Source organism: Cyanobium sp. Copco_Reservoir_LC18 (assembly GCF_009834675.1).
In the GTDB taxonomy this organism is placed as follows: Bacteria; Cyanobacteriota; Cyanobacteriia; order PCC-6307; family Cyanobiaceae; genus Cyanobium; species Cyanobium minutissimum.
Genome location: NZ_ASAC01000014.1, coordinates 148681 through 164255 on the forward strand (window position 1 = coordinate 148681; position 15575 = coordinate 164255).

A 15575-nucleotide genomic window follows, 5' to 3' on the forward strand; every position below is an offset into this window, starting at 1 on the left:
GGCCCGGGCCGGTTGTGCCAAAGTCCAGGCAGTCACAGGGGAAGCATGGACCGGCGACGCAGGCGCATCGGGTTCACCACCACGCTGGCCGCCCGGCTGGGGGCCGCCCTGACCCTCGTTCTCACCCTGCTGCTGGCGGTCCCCGCCGCCTGGGCCTACCTGCCCCAGGGCAATGCCGTCAGTGATCCCACCGCCCTGCTGCGCAATGCCCTTCCCATGGAGCAGGGCGACCTGCAGGGGCTCCAGCACCGCCTCGAGGACACCAGCGATGACCTGCGGGCCAAGCGCTGGAGCAGCCTGACCGGCTCCGTCCGCCGGGCCGAGTCCCAGCTCGGCGGCAGCCGGGAGCGGATCCTGGCCAGCTTCGATCCTGCCGACCGGCCCACCGCCGAAGCCCTGCTGGCCGACACAGCGGTGCATCTGCAGGAGCTGGCGGCCGCCGGTGAGGCCCAGGACCGGGACCGGTTCCTGGCCGCCCGCCGGGAGGCCCTCGCCGACATCGGCCAGGCCGAAGCGCTGCTGGTGGGCCCCTTCCCGTTCACGATTCCCGCCGAATTCGACGGGCTGCCGCGGCTGCTGGGCCGCGCCACCGTGCGGCTCACCACCACCAAAGGCGACCTGACCACCGTCGTGGACGGCTACAACGCCCCCCTGACCGCCGGCGCCTTCGTGGACCTGGTGCAGCGCGGCTTCTACGACGGCCTGCCCTTCAACCGCGCCGAGGACTTCTACGTGCTCCAGACCGGCGATCCAGCCGGCCCGGCCACCGGCTACGTGGATCCGGTCAGCAAGCAGGAGCGCACCGTGCCCCTGGAGATCATGGTGCCCGGCCAGGAGGCCCCCTTCTACAACCAGACCTTCGAGGACCTGGGGATGTTCAAGGCCGAACCGGTGCTGCCCTTCGCCAGCAAGGGCACCCTGGGGTGGGCCCACTCCGACGAGGCCCTGGGCGACGGCTCCTCCCAGTTCTTCCTGTTCCTGTTCGAGCCGGAGCTCACCCCGGCGGGCCTCAACCTCATCGACGGGCGCTATGCCGCCTTCGGCTACGTGGTGGACGGCTTCGACGTGCTCGAGGAGCTCACCGCCGACGACGGCATCGTCAAGGCGACGGTGGTCGAGGGGGCCGACAACCTGCGCCCCCATGCCTGAGGGGCCCACCCTGGCGCAGCTGGGGGAAGGGGAGCTGATCCGGCGCCTCGGCGCCTTCGCCCCCCCGGGGCAGTTCGACGATGACGCCGCCCTTCTGGGAGCGGCCCTGCTGGGGGCGCACCCGCCGGGGGATCGGCCGCTGGTGCTGAACACCGACGTGCTGGTGGAGGACGTCCACTTCAGTGCGGAGACGATGGGGGCCGCCGATGTGGGCTGGCGGGCGGCGGCGGCCAACCTCTCCGATCTGGCGGCCATGGGCTGCCGCGGCGCCGTGGGCATCACCGTCGCCCTGGTGGCCCCTGGGGACACGCCCTGGGCCTGGGTGGAAGGGGCCTACGGCGGCATGGCGGAGCTGCTGGCAGCCCATGGCGGCGTGTTGCTCGGGGGCGACTGCAGCGGCGGCCGCCAGCGCCTGCTGGCCGTCACCGCCCTGGGCCGGCTCCCGGCGGGGGGAGGCCCGATCCGCCGCGGGGACGGTCGGCCGGGAGATGCGCTGGTCAGCACCGGCGCCCATGGGCTCAGCCGCCTGGGCCTGGCCCTGCTGCGGGGCGAGGCGTTGCCGGACCTGCCCGCATCCGGCCGGGAGCGGGCGATCCATGCCCACCGCAGGCCCGTGCCCCGGTTCGATGCGGTGACGGCCCTGGGAGAATGTCGCCCGGCGGCCCTGGACTGGCGGGTGGCCGGCTGCGACAGCAGTGACGGCCTGGCGGCCGCGGCCTCCTGCCTGGCCGCCGCCAGCGGCTGCACGGCCCTGCTGTGCCGGGACGCCCTGCCCCTGGCGGCGGAACTGGAGGGCCAGGACGCCGGCGAGGACTGGTGCCTCTGGGGAGGTGAAGATTTCGAACTGGTGCTGGCTGTGGAGCCGGCCTGGGCCGAGGCCCTGGTGGAACGGCTGGCGGGCGCCCGCCGGATCGGCCGGCTGGTGGAACCCCAGCCCTGCGGAGCACTGGGATGGGCCGAGGGGGGAGACCCTGTCGCCCCCCCGGCCGCCGCGTTCCGCCATTTCGGCTGACGGAATCAGCGGACAGAGTCAGCGGACGGAGTCAGCCGCCGGCAGGGTGCCGACTCACTTCCAGTTGCGGGCCACCACCTCGGCCAGGTCGACCACGCGCTGGCTGTAGCCCCACTCGTTGTCGTACCAGGCGATGACCTTGACCATGTTGTCGCCCATCACCAGGGTGAGGTCGGAATCGACGATCGCCGACTCGTCGGTGCCGGCGTGGTCGGTGGAGACCAGGGGCAGGTCGCAGTACTTGATGATCCCCTTCATGCCGTTCTCGGAGGCGGCCTTGAGGGTGGCGTTCACCTCCTCCTTGGTGGTGCCGCGGCTCACTTCGAGCACCAGATCGACCACCGAGACGTTGGGGGTGGGCACCCGCAGGGCGATGCCGTTGAGCTTGCCCTTCATCGGCGGATACACCAGGGCCACCGCCTTGGCGGCGCCGGTGGAGGTGGGAACAATGTTGACGGCGGCAGCCCGGGCGCGGCGCAGATCGCGGTGGCTGGCGTCGAGAATGCGCTGGTCCCCGGTGTAGCTGTGGGTGGTGGTCATCGTGCCCTTGACGATGCCGAAGGCCTGGTCGAGCACTTTCACCACCGGCGCCATGCAGTTGGTGGTGCAGCTGGCGTTGCTGATGATGGCGAAGTCCTCGTGGCGGTACTGATCGGCGTTGACGCCGACCACGAAGGTGCCGACGCCGTCGCCCTTGCCGGGGGCCGTGATCAGGACCTTGCTGGCCCCGGCTTCGATGTGCTTGCCGGCCCCCTTCTCATCGATGAAGACCCCGGTGGCCTCGATCACCAGGTCCACGCCCCACTCCTTCCAGGGAAGGTTGAGGGGATTGCGGTCGGAAAAGCACTTGATGTGCTTGCCATTGACCACAATGGTGTCGTCGGTATGGCTCACTTCCGCATTGCGGATGTGGCCGAGCATCGTGTCGTACTGGAGCAGGTGGGCGTTGGTCTTCGGATCGGAGGTGTCGTTCAGGCCCACCACTTCGATGCCGGTGTTCTCACCGCGGCTCAGCCAGCAGCGCATGAAATTCCGACCGATTCGGCCAAATCCATTGATCGCAACGCGCAAGGTCATGGCAGAAAGCGGTGGAACCCGCTAGCAAGGGGGGATTTTGGCTGCCGATCATACAGAAATGGGGGTCCTGCTCTTTCCCGCAGCCACAGGCCCCGGATCGGACGGTCGGCAAAGCGAAGTATCCCGCAGAGGGGGGAGGGCCGATCTGCCGTTATTTTCGGCGTGGCCTGGAGTCCCCCTTGATCCCGAAGCTCGATCGCCGTCAGCCGCTCCATTTCATCGGGGCCGGGGGGATCGGCATGTCCGCCCTGGCAGGGATCCTGGCGGAGAGGGGCTTCCTGGTGAGCGGCTCCGACCCCCGTCCCAGTCCGGTGCTGGAGCGGCTCGAATCCGCCGGGGTGCGGGTATTCCAGGAGCAGACCGCCGCCACGATCACCGCGGTGCTCGCCGGTCTCGACGGGGCGGTGACGGATCCCCTGGTGGTGATCAGCTCGGCGGTGCCCGCCGCCAACGAGGAGCTGGCCGAGGCCCGGCGGCGCGGGCTGTCAATCGTGCACCGCTCCGACGTGCTGGCGGCCCTGATCAATGCCCAGCCGTCGATCGCGGTGGCCGGCAGCCACGGCAAGACCACCACCAGCACCCTGATCGCCACGCTCCTGGAAGCCGTCGGCGAGGACCCCACCGCCGTGATCGGGGGGATCGTGCCCGCCTTCGGCAGCAACGGCCGCCACGGCCGCGGCCGGCTGCTGGTGGCCGAGGCCGACGAATCGGACGGCTCCCTGGTGAAGTTCCGGCCCCGGCTGGGGGTGCTCACCAATGTGGAGCTCGACCACACCGACCATTACCCGGATCTGGCCGCCCTGGTGGCCACCCTGCAGCGCTTCGCCGACGGCTGCACCACCCTGCTGGCCAACCGCGACTGTCCGGTGCTGCGGGAGCACTTCCAGGCCGCCAGCTGGTGGTCGACCCGCAGCAGCGAAGCCGTCGACTTCGCCGCCATTCCTCTGGAGGAGCGGGGTGACGGCACCCTGGCCACCTGGTACGAGCACGGGGAGGCGCTCGGCACCCTGGAGGTACCCCTGCCCGGTCGCCACAACCTGAGCAACACCGTGGCCGCCATGGCGGCCTGCCGGCTGGAGGGCGTGCCCTTCGAGGACCTGCGCCGGGCGGTGGCCGGGCTGCGCCCACCCGGACGGCGCTTCGACTGCCGCGGCCTGTGGCAGGACCGGGCGATCGTCGACGATTACGCCCACCATCCCAGCGAAGTGGCCGCCACCATCGCCATGGCCCGGCTGATGGTGGAGAGCGGCCGCAGCCCGCTGCCGCTGGTGCCCCGGCGGCTGGTGGCGGTGTTCCAGCCCCACCGCTACACCCGCACCGCCCAGTTCCTGGACGATTTCGCCGCTGCCCTCACCGAGGCCGACGCGGTGCTGCTGGCGCCCCTGTACGCCGCCGGCGAGGCCCCGGTGGCGGGGATCTCCAGCCAGGCCCTGGCGGAGTCGGTGCGCTCCCTCGCCCCCGACCTGCCGGTGGCGGTGGCGGCCAGCATGGAGGCGCTGGCGGAACTGGTGGCCGGCGGCACCGGGCCGGGCGACCTGGTGCTGGCCATGGGGGCCGGCGACGTCAACAGCCTCTGGGACCGCCTGGGGGCCCTCGACGAACGGGGTCGCCCCACGGCGCTGGTGGCCTGAGGGGATGGCGACGGCTCCGCCCAGCCAGCCCCGGGCAGGGGTCGCCCTGCGGGACTACACCACCTGGAAGGTCGGCGGGCCGGCCGCCTGGTTCGCCGAACCCGCCGACCAGGGGGAGCTGATCGCCCACGCCGCCTGGGCGGCGGCCTCGGGTCTTCCCTTCCGCTGCATCGGTGCGGGCTCCAACCTGCTGATCGCCGACGGCGGCCTGGACGGCCTCACCCTCTGCAACCGGCGCCTGCAGGGCAGCCGCCTGGATCCGGGCGAAGGCTGGGTGGAGGCCGAGGCGGGCGAACCGATCCCCACCCTGGCCCGCAAGGCGGCCCGCGGCGGCCTGCGGGGTCTGGAGTGGGCCGTCGGCATCCCCGGCACGGTGGGGGGGGCGGTGGTGATGAACGCGGGCGCCCAGGGGGGCTGCACCGCCGAGTGGCTGGTGTCGGTGCGGGTGCTGGATCCCCGCCGGCCCGATGCCCCCTTCGAGCTGGCCGCCGCTGACCTGGCCTTCGCCTACCGCCACAGCCGCCTGCAGGCGGAGCCCCTGCTGGTGCTCTCGGCCCGTTTCCGGCTGGAGCCCGGCCACGACCCGGCGGTGCTCAGCGCCCGCACCAGCGCCAACCTGCAGAGCCGCACCAGCACCCAGCCCTATCAGCAACCCAGCTGCGGCAGCGTGTTCCGCAATCCCGAACCGCTCAAGGCCGGCCAGCTGATCGAATCCCTCGGCCTCAAGGGGCTCGCCATCGGCGATGCCCAGGTGTCGCCGATCCACGCCAATTTCATCGTCAACACCGGCGCCGCCACCGCCGCCGACATCGACGCCCTGATCCGGCTGGTGCAGCAGCGGGTGCTGGAGGACCGCGGGGTGCGGCTGCACCCGGAGGTCCAGCGGCTGGGGTTCTAGCCTGCCCCCAGACGACGACCCCCCTGGCATGGCCGGCTTCGGACTTCCCAATTTCGGACAGCTGACCGAGGCCTTCCGCAAGGCCCAGCAGATTCAGCAGGACGCCCAGAAGCTCCAGGAGGAGCTCGATGCCATGGAGCTGCAGGGCAGCGACCCGGAGGGCCGCGCCAGTGTCTGGCTCTCCGGCAACCAGCAGCCCCTGCGGGTCGAGCTGAGCCCCGAGCTGCTCACCGAGCCCGTGGAGACGGTCGAGGCGGCCGTGCTGGCGGCGCTCTGCAAGGCCTACGAGGTCTCCACCGGCACCATGCGCGAGCGCATGGAAACCCTCACCGGGGGTCTGGATCTGAACCTTCCCGGTCTGGGGAACTGAGCTCCGCCTCCAGGCCCGGCAGGTCCTGCTCCAGCCCCTGGCGCCGGGTGCTGCGGGAGGAGCGGCGCAGCTGGGGATCGAGCAGGGGTTCGAGGCGGTCGCCCCGCTGACGCAGGCCCCGCTCCCCCTGGCGCCCCTGGCCGCCGCGGGTACGGGCCGCCGCGGCCTCCACCTCCTCGAGGCAGCGGCCGTAGATCAGCTGACGGTCCCAGCCGTCCCCCATGGCACAGCCCGGGTCGCCCAGGTGGCGGCAGTTGGCGAAACGGCAGGGGATGGCCCTGAGGCGGGCCAGCAGCTCCGGGAAGGCCGCCGCCAGGACCTGGGGGTCGGTGGGGAGGGCGGGGGTGTTGAAGCCGGGGGAATCGGCCACCAGGGCCCCCGGCGCCACGGAGAACAGCTCGACATGGCGGGTCGTGTGGCGTCCGCGGCGCAACCGGCCGGAGACGGCGGCGACGCGCAGCTCCAGGGCTGGAGCCAGGGCATTGAGCAGGCTGCTCTTGCCCACGCCGGAGGGGCCGCAGAGCACGGCGATGCCCGGTTTGGCCAGCTGGCGGCGAAGCGCCTCCAGACCCTCGCCGCTGCGGGTGGAGACCGCCACCGTGCCGTAGCCCCAGCCCTTCAGCCGCCGGCACCAGGCCGCCACCTCGGCCGGCGGCAGCAGGTCGGCCTTGCTGAGCACCACCTGCACCGGCTGGCCGGTGGCCTCGGCGGTGATCAGGAACCGGGTCAGCTGCAGGGGGTCGAGGCCGGGTTCGGCCACGGCCACCACCACCACCACCCGGTTCACGTTGGCGACCGCCGGCCGCTCCAGCAGGCTGTGGCGGGGCTCGAGGCCCACCACCGCCCCCCGCCGCGCCCGCCAGTCGACGGCGGCCACCGTCACCCGATCCCCCACGCACACCTGCAGGCCGCTCTTGTCGAGGCGGGTGCGACGGGTGCACAGCAGGCGGCCGTCGTCACCGAGCTCCGAGGGACCATCGAGGCTCACCAGGCAGTAGTTGGCCTGCAGGGCCACCACCCGACCCGGCAGCGGCTCAGGCCCCATCCCGTCGCACCAGCAGCCGCACCCCCTCCCCGGGGGCGAACGGCGACGGCTCGACCCGTTGCACGTCGTGACCCTCGCTGCGCAGCCCCTCGGACACCATCTGCTCCGGTTCCCCCCCGTCCAGGTCGATCCGCAGCAAGCTCCCCGGCGGCAGGGGCTCGAGGGCCAGGCGGGCCCGGATGAAGTTGACCGGGCAGGGCGTTCCCCGCAGATCGAGGGCCACCGGCTCGCTCAACCGAACAGACCCCCGAACAGGCCGCTCTTGTGGTGGTGGCGCTGGCCCTTGCTGGTGTGGTGTCCGGCCAGCTGCTCCAGCAGCTGCCGCTCCTCGCCGTTGAGCTTGGTGGGCAGCTGCACCTTGATGGTGAACTGGTGGTTGCCGCGGGCCACCGGGTTGCCGAGCCGGGGGACCCCCTTGCCCTGGAGGGTGATGACGGCCCCGGGCTGGGTGCCGGCGGGAATCTCCAGCGGCTCGTGGCCGTCGACGGTCTCGACCTCGATCGTGTCGCCCAGGATCGCCTGGAGGTAGTTGAGCGACACCTCGGAATGGACCGTGACCCCGTCCCGCCGCAGGTGGGGGTGGGACTGGACGGTGAGGAAGACGTAGAGATCCCCGGCCGGCCCGCCCCGCTGGCCGGCGTTGCCCTCCTGGCCCACCCGCAGGCGGGTGCCGGTGTCGACGCCGGCGGGGATGTTGATGCGCAGCTTCTTGCGCACCTGCTGCAGGCCCTGGCCGCCGCAGGCGTTGCAGGGGTCGGCGATCACCTGGCCGGTGCCGTCGCAGGTGGGGCAGGGGGCCACCTGGGTGAAGCTGCCGAAGGGGGTGCGGGTGGCACGGCGCACCTGGCCGGCGCCGCCGCAGGTGCCGCAGGTGGTGGGGCCGCTGCCCGCCTTGGCGCCGGAACCGTTGCAGGTGGTGCAGGTCTCGAGATGGCGGATCTGGACGTCCTTCTCGGCGCCGAAGACGGCCTCGCTGAAGCTGATGGTGAGATCGAGGCGCAGGTCGTCGCCCTGGCGGGGGCCGCGGCGGCGCGCCCCGGCCGCGGCGCCACCGCCGGCCCCGCCGAAACCGCTGAAGAAGGTCTCGAAGAGGTCGGCGAAGCCGCCCATGTCGCCCATGTCGGGCATGCCGCCGCCGCCGCCCAGGCCGGCCTCGCCGAACTGGTCGTAGCGGGCCCGGGCCTGGGGATCGCTGAGCACCTCATAGGCCCGGCCGATCTCCTTGAAGCGGTCCTCCGCCGCCGGATCCTTGTTGACGTCCGGGTGGTACTGGCGCGCCAGCCGCCGGTAGGCCTTCTTGAGGCTGTCGGCATCCACGTCCCGGCTGACACCGAGCAGCTCGTAGTAATCGGCCATCAGTCGGATGTCCCTTCGCTGGGTGGCGCCGATGCATCGGAACGGGACCCACCGGCCGGGCCGGGACCCATCGACACCTTGACCAGGGCATGCCGCAGCACGCGGCCGTCGAGGTGGTAGCCCCGCTGCAGCTCCTCGATCACCACGTCCTCCGGATGCTCCTCACTGGGTTCGCGCAGCACGGCCTCGTGAAGCGAGGGGTCGAAGGGCTCACCCTCCACCCGCATCGGCGACACCCCCAGCTGCTTGAACACATCAACCAGCTGTTTATAGAGGTTCTGGTAACTGCGATGCAGGCTCTGGGCCTCCTCGCTCTGGGGGTTGAGCTGCTGGCGGGCCCGGTCGAAGTTGTCGACCACCGGCAGGATCTCGGTGAGGGTGGTGCAGGTGATGTGCAGGCGCTGGTCCTCCTTGTCGCGGGACTGGCGCTTGCGGAAGTTGTCGAAATCGGCGGCGATGCGCATGTACTGGCCCTTCAGCGACTCGTTCTCGCTGCGCAGGGCCGCCAGCTCGGCCTCCAGCTGGCTGACGCGGTCTGCGCCGCCGTCTGGGGCTTCCGGCGTGGCGGCGGCGGCGGCGTCCGGGGCCCCGGTGCCCTCGGCGGGGGGCGTGACGTCCGGGCCGCCGTCGGGATTCACCGGCAGGGTCTCGAGGAGCTCCTCCACCCGGGCTGCGTCGACCGCGCCCTCCCGGGGATCGATCCGTTCCTCATGGGGGGGAGTGTTGTCGCCGGTCATGCGTTCTGGCAGGGATGTCAGATGCCGTTATGTTGAAGGTTGAGGAGCCCTCTCCACAAGCGGTGGAAGCCCGCACCTCAGCCACGCTCCACCCCAGGGCTCCAGTTCAAGGCTCTCCAGCCAGGCTTCGCTTCCGATCCTTCCCGTCGATGCCATCAGAAGGTCTCACCCAGCGCCCGCAGGTCACCGGTGCGGAGCACACCTCCCTCTTCCGGGACCTTGACCTGGGTCAGGCCGCCACCCCCCAGGGGCCGAGCACACCGGAAACCGAGGACCTGGAAGCCAGCAGCTCGGGCGAGGGGATCTCGCCGGTGATGAGCCTGGTGGATCGGATCCTGATCGAGTCGCTCACCAGCGGCGCCAGCGACATCCACGTGGAACCCCAGGAGGACGGTCTGCTGGTCCGCTTCCGCCAGGACGGTGTGCTGCGCAGCATCGACAAGCTGCCCCGAACCCTGATTCCCGCGGTCACCTCCCGCTTCAAGATCATGGCCGACCTGGACATCGCCGAACGGCGGATGCCCCAGGACGGCCGGATCCGCCGCAACTTCCGCGGCCGCACCATGGACTTCCGGGTCAGCACCCTGCCCGGCCGCTACGGCGAGAAGGTGGTGCTGCGGCTGCTCGACAGCGGCGCCACCCAGCTGGGTCTGGACACCCTGATCACCGACGAGGAAGCCCGCTCCACCCTGCGGGACATCGGCTCCAAACCCTTCGGCATGATCCTGGTCACCGGGCCGACGGGTTCCGGCAAGTCGACCACCCTCTACGCCCTGCTCTCGGAGCGCAACGACCCCTCGATCAACATCTCCACGGTCGAGGATCCGATCGAATACACCCTCCAGGGCATCACCCAGACCCAGGTGAACCGGGAGAAGGGCTACGACTTCAGCTCCGCGCTGCGCGCCTTCATGCGCCAGGACCCGGACGTGCTGCTGGTGGGGGAGACCCGCGACCTGGAGACCGCCCGCACCGCCATCGAGGCGGCCCTGACCGGCCACCTGGTGCTCACCACCCTGCACTGCAACGACGCCGCCAGCGCCTTCGCCCGGCTCGACGAGATGGGCATGGAGCCCTTCCTGGTCAGCGCCTCGCTGCTGGGGATCGTCTCCCAGCGCCTGCTGCGCCGCCTGTGCAGCGAGTGCCGGATCCCCTACCACCCGAACCACAGCGAACTGGCCCGTTTCGGCCTGGTGGCCTCCGACGAGACCGACATCTCCTTCTACCGGGCCAACACGGTGCTGCCGGGCTCGGAGGGCTGCTGCAGCGCCTGCCAGGGGCGGGGCTACAAGGGCCGGGTGGGGGTCTACGAGATCCTGCGCATGAACGAGACCCTCTCCGCCGCCGTGGCCAAGCGGGCGACGACCGAGGAGCTGCGGCGCCTGGCCCTGGAGAGCGGTATGAAAACGCTCCTCGGCTACGGCCTCGATCTGGTGCGGGAGGGGCTGACCACCCTCGAGGAGGTGGAGCGCATGCTGCTCACCGACACGGGCCTGGAATCGGAACGGCGCGCCCGGGCCCTGAGCACCCTCACCTGCCGCAGCTGCGGGGCGGGGCTGGAGGACGAATGGTTGGAATGTCCCTACTGTCTGTGCGTTCGGAGCTGAGCAGGATGGATCTCCTCATCGAAGACCTGATGCAGGAACTGGTGAAGGCCGGAGGCAGCGACCTGCACCTGTCCGCGGGCAATCCTCCCTACGGCCGCTTCAGCGGCCAGCTGCGGCCCATCATCCAGGACACCCAGCTCACCGAGGAGAGCTGCAACCGACTGATCTTCTCCCTGCTCAACAACGCCCAGCGCAAGAACCTGGAGCAGAACTGGGAACTCGACTGTTCCTACGGCCTCAAGGGCGTGGCGCGGTTCCGGATCAACGTGTACCGCCAGCGGGGCACCTACGCGGCCTGCCTGCGGGCGCTGGGCAACTCCATCCCCAGCCTCGAGAAACTCGGCCTGCCCCCCATCGTCGAGGAGATCAGCAGCAAGCCCAAGGGGCTGGTCCTGGTCACCGGACCGACGGGCTCCGGCAAGACCACCACCCTGGCGGCGCTGATCGAGCACATCAACGCCTCCCGCTCGGAGCACATTCTCACCATCGAGGATCCGATCGAGTTCACCTACAGGAACGACAAATCGATCATTCACCAGCGCGAACTGAATGAGGACACCCGCAGCTTCTCGAACGCCCTGCGGGCGGCCCTGCGGGAAGATCCGGATGTGATCCTGGTGGGGGAACTGCGCGACCTGGAGACCATCCAGCTGGCGATCACCGCCGCCGAGACCGGCCACCTCGTCTTCGGCACCCTGCACACCAGCTCCGCCGGCCAGACCGTTGACCGGATGGTGGATGTGTTCCCGGCCGGCCAGCAGACCCAGATCCGCGTGCAGCTGAGCGGCAGCCTGCTGGCGGTCTTCTCCCAGACCCTCTGCAAGAGCGCCCAGCCCACCGGCAACGGCGCCTTCGGCCGGGTGATGGCCCAGGAGATCATGATCAACACCCCCGCCATCGCCAACCTGATCCGGGAAGGCAAGAGCTCCCAGCTCTATTCCCAGATCCAGACCGGCGCCAGCCAGGGCATGCAGACCCTCGAACGGGCGCTCGCCAACCTCGTGGAGGAGGGCAGGGTCACCCGCGAGGAGGCCCTGCTCAAGACCACCAAGCCGGAGGAGCTCCTCCGGCTGCTCGACCGCTGAGGCCCGCCATGACCGCCTTCGTCGTCACCTACACCACCAAGTCCGGCCAGCGCCGGGAGATGACGCTGAACGCCGACAGCCCCTCGGTCGCCCGGCGGGAACTGCGCCGCCGCGGCATCCTGGCCAACACCCTGGTGCGCAAGGAGACCCCCAAGGTCCCCCAGGCGGCCCCGAGGAAGGCGGCCTCCTCCTTCAGCGGCCTGTCCGACCTGCTCGAAGGCCCGGTGACCATCCGCGACAAGGCCCTGTTCGCCAACAAGCTCTCCGCCCTGGTGGATGCGGGCGTGCCGATCCTGCGCAGCCTCGACCTGATGCGGGTCCAGCAGCGCTCCAACAAGATGCGCCAGGCCCTGGCGGGCATGACCCAGGACGTCAACCAGGGCGACAGCCTGGGCAACGCCATGCGGCGCTGGCCGAAGGTGTTCGACAACCTCAGCATCGCCCTGGTGGAGGCGGGTGAGGCCGGTGGCGTCCTGGACGACACCCTCAAGCGCTTGGCCAAGCTGCTGGAGGACAACGCCAAGCTCCAGAACCAGATCAAGGGGGCCATGAGCTACCCGGTCACGGTGCTGGTGATCGCCATCGCGGTGTTCCTGGGCATGACGATCTTCCTGATCCCCACCTTCTCGAGCGTCTTCGAGCAGCTGGGGGCGGAACTGCCCCTGTTCACCCAGATGATGCTGAATCTGAGTGAGTTCCTGCGCTCCTGGCGGGCCCTGATCCTGCTGGCGGCCCTGGTGGGCTTCGCCTTCTGGGTGGTGTCCACCTACAACACACCGATGGGCCGTCGCCAGATCGACGGCCTGCTGCTGAAACTGCCCCTGTTCGGGGAACTGCTGCAGAAATCGGCCAGTGCCCAGTTCTGCCGCACCCTGAGTTCCCTCTCCAAGGCGGGGGTGCCGATCCTGCTTTCCCTGGAGATCGTGAGGGAGACGGCCACCAATTCGGTGATCTCCGATGCCATCATCTCCTCCAAGAATGAGGTGAGCGAGGGCATGCCCCTCAGCGCGGCCCTGCGGCTGAAGAACGTGTTTCCGGAGATGTGCGTCAACATGCTCGCCATCGGCGAGGAAACCGGCGAAATGGACGCCATGCTCTCCAAGGTGGCCGACTTCTACGAAGACGAGGTCAGCACGATGGTGAAGGCCATGACCTCCATGCTGGAGCCGGCGATGATCGTGCTGGTGGGCATCATCGTGGGTTCGGTGCTGCTGGCCATGTATCTGCCGATGTTCTCCATCTACGAACACGTGCGCTGAGCCCTAGGCGCCCGGGAGCTGAGCCGCCAGGGCCTGGCCCGCCAGCCAGCCCGAACTCCAGCAGTGCTGGAAGTTGAAGCCACCCGTCACCCCGTCCACGTCCAGCAGTTCCCCCACCAGGAACAGGCCGGGCCGCAGGCGGCTCTCCATCGTGGCCAGGTTGACCTCCGCCAGGGGGATGCCGCCGGCGGTGACGAACTCTTCGCCGAAGGGGCCGCGGCCGGAGACCCGGTAACGGCTGTCCCGCAGGGCCGTGACCAGGGCCTGCTCCCCGCGGCGGGGGAGATCGGCCCAGCGCAGGCTGGCGTCCAGTCCCGCCAGGGCCAGCAGGTGCAGCCAGAGGCGGCGGCTGAGGTCGGGCCAGGGCCGCCAGTTGCCGAGCTGCCGCCGGGCCTGTTCGCGGCGCGCCGCGGCGAACCAGCCCTCGAGCTCCGCCGGCCTGCGGCCGCCGGTCCAGTCGACCCGCAGATCGGCCCGGTAGCGGCGCTCCCGCAGGGCCCGGGCGGCGAAGGCCGTGAGCCGCAGGGTGGCCGGCCCGCTGAGGCCCCAGTGGGTGATCAGCACGGGCCCCCGCTGCCGCTGGGGCCTGGCGGCGGCAGCGGCCGCAGGAGCGTTGGCGGTGTCCTCCAGGGGCGTCAGCAGCAGCTCCAGCTGCACCGGATCCATCGCCACCCCGGCCAGGTCCACCAGGGGGTGGTCGGCCAGGGTCAGGGTGAACAGGGAGGGCACCGGCGCCACCAGGCCATGGCCCAGGGCGGCGGCGATGCGGTGGCCGCTGGGGTGGCTGCCCGTGGCCAGCACGAGGCGATCGGCGAGCAGCTCGGCCCCCGAGCGCAGCCGCAGCCGGAACCCGCCGCCGGGCAGGGCCTCCGCCGTCTGGCCCGCCTCGGCCGTGTGCACCGCCACCCCGGCGGCGGCGGCGGCCCGGCGCAGGGTGTCGATCACCGAGGCGGAACGGTTGGAGCGGGGGAACAGGCGCCCGTCGGGTTCCTCCACCAGCTGCAGGCCATGGGCCTGGAACCAGGCCACCGTGTCACCGGGGGCGAAGCGGGAGAAGGGGCCGCGCAGGGCCTTGCCGCCGCGCGGGTAGTGGTCCACCAGCAGCCGCGGATCCCAGCAGGCGTGGGTGACGTTGCAGCGGCCGCCGCCGCTGATCAGCACCTTGTGCAGCGGCTCGGGGGTGGACTCCAGCAGCAGCACCCCCCCGGCCAGCTGGCCGGCGGCCGCTTCGGCGGCGGCGATGGCGGCCATGAAGCCCGCCGGGCCCCCTCCCACCACCACCACGGAGGCACGGCTGGGCAGCATGGGGCGATGGAGCACAACTACCGCTTCAGTGTGGCGCCCATGCTGGACTGCACCGATCGGCACTTCCGGGTGCTGATGCGGCAGGTCAGCCGGCACTGCCTGCTCTACTCCGAGATGGTGGTGGCCCGGGCCCTGCACCACATCGCCCAGGACGGCTCCCCCTCCCGGATGGGGGAGACGCAGCAGCGGCTGGAACGGCTGCTGGGGTTCGACCCGGGCGAACACCCCCTGGCCCTGCAGCTCGGCGGCGACGACCCGGAGCTGCTGGCGGAGGCCGCCCGGATGGGGGCCGACTGGGGCTACGACGAGATCAACCTCAACGTGGGTTGTCCCAGCGAGAAGGTGCAGCAGGGCCGCTTCGGGGCCTGCCTGATGGCGGAGCCGGAGCGGGTGGCCCGCTGCGTGGCGGCGATGGCGGCGGCCGCGCCCCTGCCGGTGACGGTGAAGCACCGCATCGGCATCGACGAGCGGGACTCCTACGAGGAACTGCTGGCCTTCGTCGACAGCCTGGCGGCGGCCGGCGCCGCCCGCTTCGCGGTGCACGCCCGCAAGGCCTGGCTGAACGGCCTCGACCCGAAACAGAACCGCACCGTGCCGCCCCTGCGCTGGGACCTGGTGCACCGCCTCAAACGGGAGCGGCCCCAGCTGACGATCGAACTGAACGGGGGGCTGGAGGACCTGGACCCCTGCCAGGAGCAGCTGGCCCTGGTGGACGGGGTGATGGTGGGCCGGGCCGCCTACGCCCACCCCCTGCGCTGGGCGGCGGTGGACCGCCGGATCTTCGGGGACGCCGGCGGCGGGGAGCCGCGGGCCTCGACGGTGCTGAGGGGGGTGCTGCCCCATGCCGAACGCTGGTGCGCCTCGGGGGGACGGCTCTGGCCGATCGCCCGGCACCTGGTGCACGTGGTGGAGGGGGTCAGCGGGGCCCGCCACTGGCGCGGCTGGCTGACCAGGGAGGCCGGCCAGGCGGACGCCGGCCCCGCCGTGCTGGAGGCCGCCGCCCGCCAGCTGGAGGAACGGGGCCTGTGAGGTCGCTCAGCCCGC

General features: G+C 71.2%; 15 protein-coding genes. 9 read left to right on the forward strand and 6 right to left on the reverse strand.

The window, feature by feature from the left end:
* The first annotated feature begins 45 nt into the window (after positions 1 to 45).
* On the forward strand, positions 46 to 1149 hold the full coding sequence (locus L107_RS08240) for a peptidylprolyl isomerase (protein WP_159817782.1): 1104 nt from the start codon (positions 46 to 48) through the stop codon (positions 1147 to 1149).
* A complete protein-coding gene (gene thiL, locus L107_RS08245) occupies positions 1142 to 2161 on the forward strand; it encodes a thiamine-phosphate kinase (RefSeq protein ID WP_159817784.1) in 1020 nt (339 codons plus the stop codon). Before L107_RS08240 ends, thiL begins: the two co-directional genes overlap by 8 nt.
* Before the next feature lie 54 nt (positions 2162 to 2215).
* On the opposite strand, the gene L107_RS08250 is transcribed toward thiL, so the two are convergent.
* On the reverse strand, positions 2216 to 3238 hold the full coding sequence (locus L107_RS08250; protein ID WP_159817786.1) for a type I glyceraldehyde-3-phosphate dehydrogenase: 1023 nt from the start codon (positions 3236 to 3238) through the stop codon (positions 2216 to 2218).
* Between the two features lie 182 nt (positions 3239 to 3420).
* Here L107_RS08250 and murC point away from each other — a divergent pair, with 182 nt between their 5' ends.
* Genes murC through L107_RS08265 form a run of 3 tightly spaced genes read left to right on the forward strand, consistent with a single transcriptional unit; the run spans position 3421 to position 6137 of the window.
* A complete protein-coding gene (murC, locus tag L107_RS08255; protein WP_159818100.1) occupies positions 3421 to 4869 on the forward strand; it encodes a UDP-N-acetylmuramate--L-alanine ligase in 1449 nt (482 codons plus the stop codon).
* Between the two features lie 4 nt (positions 4870 to 4873).
* Positions 4874 to 5767, forward strand: a complete 894-nt coding sequence (murB, locus tag L107_RS08260) for a UDP-N-acetylmuramate dehydrogenase (RefSeq protein ID WP_159817788.1) — start codon at positions 4874 to 4876, stop codon at positions 5765 to 5767.
* Between the two features lie 28 nt (positions 5768 to 5795).
* The gene (locus L107_RS08265) at positions 5796 to 6137 is read left to right on the forward strand and encodes a YbaB/EbfC family nucleoid-associated protein (protein WP_159817790.1); all 342 of its coding nucleotides are present in this window, start codon (positions 5796 to 5798) and stop codon (positions 6135 to 6137) included.
* Here L107_RS08265 and rsgA read toward each other — a convergent pair.
* The 4 genes from rsgA to grpE are packed head-to-tail and all read right to left on the reverse strand — an operon-like array spanning position 6094 to position 9275.
* The gene (gene rsgA, locus L107_RS08270) at positions 6094 to 7182 is read right to left on the reverse strand and encodes a ribosome small subunit-dependent GTPase A (protein ID WP_159817792.1); all 1089 of its coding nucleotides are present in this window, start codon (positions 7180 to 7182) and stop codon (positions 6094 to 6096) included. The genes L107_RS08265 and rsgA overlap by 44 nt on opposite strands.
* Positions 7172 to 7417, reverse strand: coding sequence for a sulfurtransferase TusA family protein (locus L107_RS08275; RefSeq protein ID WP_159817794.1), 246 nt, complete (start codon positions 7415 to 7417; stop codon positions 7172 to 7174). Before L107_RS08275 ends, rsgA begins: the two co-directional genes overlap by 11 nt.
* Positions 7414 to 8538 carry a molecular chaperone DnaJ gene (dnaJ, locus tag L107_RS08280; RefSeq protein WP_159817796.1) on the reverse strand — a complete coding sequence of 375 codons (1125 nt, stop codon included), beginning with the start codon at positions 8536 to 8538 and terminating at the stop codon, positions 7414 to 7416. The genes L107_RS08275 and dnaJ overlap by 4 nt, the downstream gene beginning before the upstream one ends.
* Positions 8538 to 9275 (reverse strand): nucleotide exchange factor GrpE, encoded by a 738-nt coding sequence (gene grpE, locus L107_RS08285; RefSeq protein WP_159817798.1) that lies wholly within the window; start codon positions 9273 to 9275, stop codon positions 8538 to 8540. The genes dnaJ and grpE overlap by 1 nt, the downstream gene beginning before the upstream one ends.
* 14 nt (positions 9276 to 9289) lie before the next feature.
* On the opposite strand from grpE, the gene L107_RS08290 reads away from it, so the two are divergent.
* The 3 genes from L107_RS08290 to L107_RS08300 are packed head-to-tail and all read left to right on the forward strand — an operon-like array spanning position 9290 to position 13226.
* Positions 9290 to 10882 carry a GspE/PulE family protein gene (locus L107_RS08290; protein WP_370515444.1) on the forward strand — a complete coding sequence of 531 codons (1593 nt, stop codon included), beginning with the start codon at positions 9290 to 9292 and terminating at the stop codon, positions 10880 to 10882.
* A 5-nt stretch (positions 10883 to 10887) separates the two neighbouring features.
* Complete coding sequence (locus L107_RS08295) at positions 10888 to 11967, forward strand: type IV pilus twitching motility protein PilT (protein WP_159817800.1); 1080 nt, start codon at positions 10888 to 10890, stop codon at positions 11965 to 11967.
* Positions 11968 to 11975: 8 nt separating this feature from the next.
* The gene (locus L107_RS08300) at positions 11976 to 13226 is read left to right on the forward strand and encodes a type II secretion system F family protein (protein ID WP_159817802.1); all 1251 of its coding nucleotides are present in this window, start codon (positions 11976 to 11978) and stop codon (positions 13224 to 13226) included.
* A gap of 3 nt (positions 13227 to 13229) precedes the next feature.
* Here the strand turns inward: L107_RS08300 and L107_RS08305 are convergent, their stop codons facing one another.
* Positions 13230 to 14531, reverse strand: coding sequence for an aminoacetone oxidase family FAD-binding enzyme (locus L107_RS08305; protein WP_159817804.1), 1302 nt, complete (start codon positions 14529 to 14531; stop codon positions 13230 to 13232).
* A 6-nt stretch (positions 14532 to 14537) separates the two neighbouring features.
* On the opposite strand from L107_RS08305, the gene dusA reads away from it, so the two are divergent.
* Positions 14538 to 15560 (forward strand): tRNA dihydrouridine(20/20a) synthase DusA, encoded by a 1023-nt coding sequence (gene dusA, locus L107_RS08310; protein WP_159817806.1) that lies wholly within the window; start codon positions 14538 to 14540, stop codon positions 15558 to 15560.
* Positions 15561 to 15575 lie beyond the last annotated feature (15 nt).